Here is a 2610-nt window from a genome sequence, read left to right on the forward strand (position 1 = left end):
ACTGCCGCACCTTTACCGAGAACGACCGCTGCGATATCTGCGCCAATCCCAAGCGGGAAGAGAATGGCCTGCTCTGCGTGGTGGAGAGCCCGGCGGACGTGGCGGCCATCGAGCAGACCGGCCAGTTCTCCGGTCGCTACTTTGTGCTGATGGGTCATCTGTCGCCGCTGGACGGCATAGGCCCGGAGGAGCTGGGGCTCGATATTCTGGAGCGCCGTCTAAAGGAAGAGCACATCAGCGAACTGATCCTCGCCACCAATCCGACCATCGAGGGGGATGCCACCGCCTGGTATATCGCCGACATGGCCCGTGCGGCCGGGGTGGAGGTGAGCCGCATCGCCCACGGGGTGCCGGTGGGGGGCGAGCTGGAGCTGGTGGATGGCACCACGCTCTCCCACTCCCTGATGGGGCGCCAGCGCCTCAAGTAAGGGGCGGGTGGCGGCAAGTCGCGAAAAACTGAACATAAAATCGGCGGTTACACGCCAACAGGGGGCGAATGAGCAGGATTGCACATTCGCCCCCTTGATATTTGGATCGTTGTCCCCATCTAGGTTGGGCATATGTTCAACCCGATGTTTCTGAGGATTGGTCCATGACCCAAAGTGTTCATGCCGAAACCCACGGCTTTCAGACTGAAGTCAAACAACTGCTGAGCCTGATGGCTCACAGCCTCTACTCCAACAAAGAAGTATTCCTGCGCGAGCTGATCTCCAACGCCTCCGATGCGGCGGACAAGCTGCGCTTCAAGGCGCTTTCCGATGCCTCTTTGTTCGAAAACGACGGCCAGTTGCGTGTGCGTCTGGTGGTGGACAAAGAGAAGCGTACCCTGACCATCTCCGATAACGGGATCGGTATGACCCGCGATCAGGTGATTGAGCACCTGGGTACCATCGCCAAGTCCGGCACCGCAGAATTCTTCAAAAACCTCTCCGGCGATCAGGGACGTGACTCCCAGCTGATCGGCCAGTTCGGGGTCGGTTTCTACTCTGCGTTTATCGTGGCCGACAAGGTGACCGTGGTCTCCCGTGCCGCCGGTACTGCTCCGGAGCAGGGCGTACAGTGGGAATCGGAAGGGGAAGGCTCCTTCACCGTGGCTGATGTGACCAAAGAGGGTCGCGGTACCGACGTCATCCTGCACCTGCGTGCCGAAGAGGACGAGTTCCTCGACGACTGGCGTTTGCGCTCCGTGGTGGGCAAATATTCCGATCACATCAGCGTACCGGTCGAGATGTTCAAAGAGGGAACCCCGGATCGCGAAGAGGATGGCGAGACCATCGTCGGCACCCCGGGCGAGTGGGAGCAGGTCAACCGCGCCACGGCACTGTGGACTCGCAACCCGAAAGATATCAAGGACGAGGAGTATCAGGAGTTCTACAAGCACGTCGCCCACGACTTTGAAGATCCGTTGCTGTGGGGTCACAACCGGGTGGAAGGGGCGCAGGAGTACACCAGCCTGCTCTACGTGCCGGCCCGCGCACCGTTCGACCTCTACAACCGCGAGCAGAAGCACGGTCTGAAGCTCTATGTGCAGCGCGTCTTCATCATGGATGACGCCGAGCAGTTTATGCCGACCTACCTGCGCTTCGTCAAAGGGGTGCTGGACTCCAACGATCTGCCGCTCAACGTCAGCCGTGAAATTCTGCAAGACAACAAGGTGACCGCCTCCCTGCGCAAGGCTTGCTCCAAGCGGGTTCTGACCATGCTTTCCAAGCTGGCGAAAGACGATGCCGAGAAGTACGCCAAGTTCTGGAAAGAGTTCGGTAACGTGCTCAAAGAGGGCCCGGCCGAGGATTACGCCAACCGCGAAGAGATCGCGAAGCTCCTGCGCTTTGCCAGCACCGCTGGCGAGGGCGAAGCCCAGACCGTCTCTCTCGAGGATTACGTTGGCCGCATGAAGGAAGGTCAGCAGAAGATTTACTACATCACCGCTGACTCCTATGCTGCAGCCAAGAACAGCCCGCACCTCGAGATCTTCCGCAAGAAGGGTGTCGAAGTGCTGCTGATGTGGGAGCGTGTGGATGAGTGGCTGATGAGCCACCTGACCGAGTTCGACGGCAAGCAGCTTATCTCCGTCACCCGTGGCGAACTGGATCTCGGTGATCTGGAAGACGAAGCCTCCAAGCAGGCCCAGGAAGAGGCCGAGAAGGCCAACGCTGGTCTGGTTGAGCGGGTCAAGAAGAGCCTGGGCGATGCAGTGAAAGAGGTGCGTGTCACTAACCGTCTGACCGACTCCCCCTCCTGCATCGTCACCGACGCCTACGGCATGAGCACCCAGATGATCAAGCTGATGCGTGCGGCTGGCCAGCCGGTACCGGAGCAGAAGTACATTCTGGAGCTCAACCCTGATCATGCGCTGGTGAAGAAACTCGATACCATCGCCGACGAGGCACTGTTCGGTGAGTGGGTCACCCTGCTGCACGAACAGGCCCAGCTGGCCGAGCAGGGCGGGCTGAACGATCCGGCGAGCTTCGTCTCCCGCATCAACCGTCTGCTGCTGCAAGCCTAAGCCGCAACGCCTGTCTAGTCCTGAAATAGGTTTACACATTTTCAACTAGCATTTCTCTACTCAGAACCCCCTATGTACCGCATCGGGGGTTCTGTATTTCAACG

At 59.4% G+C, this 2610-nt stretch carries 2 protein-coding genes; both read left to right on the forward strand.

The window, feature by feature from the left end; genetic code table 11:
- Positions 1–428 (forward strand): recombination mediator RecR (gene recR, locus AB5Y92_RS16810; protein ID WP_368227197.1); only part of this gene is annotated, 428 nt, incomplete at its 5' end.
- 164 nt (positions 429–592) lie between these two features.
- Entirely contained in the window at positions 593–2506 is a 1914-nt protein-coding gene (htpG, locus tag AB5Y92_RS16815; RefSeq protein WP_368227198.1) for a molecular chaperone HtpG, read from the forward strand.
- Positions 2507–2610: the final 104 nt, after the last annotated feature.

It is taken from the genome of Aeromonas sp. R1-1 (assembly GCF_040908495.1).
Lineage (GTDB): Bacteria > Pseudomonadota > Gammaproteobacteria > Enterobacterales > Aeromonadaceae > Aeromonas > Aeromonas veronii.

Bases quoted from the DNA above. Each gene is read 5' to 3' on its own strand.
- htpG (WP_368227198.1), top strand. From the start codon at position 593: ATGACCCAAAGTGTTCATGCCGAAACCCACGGCTTTCAGACTGAAGTC.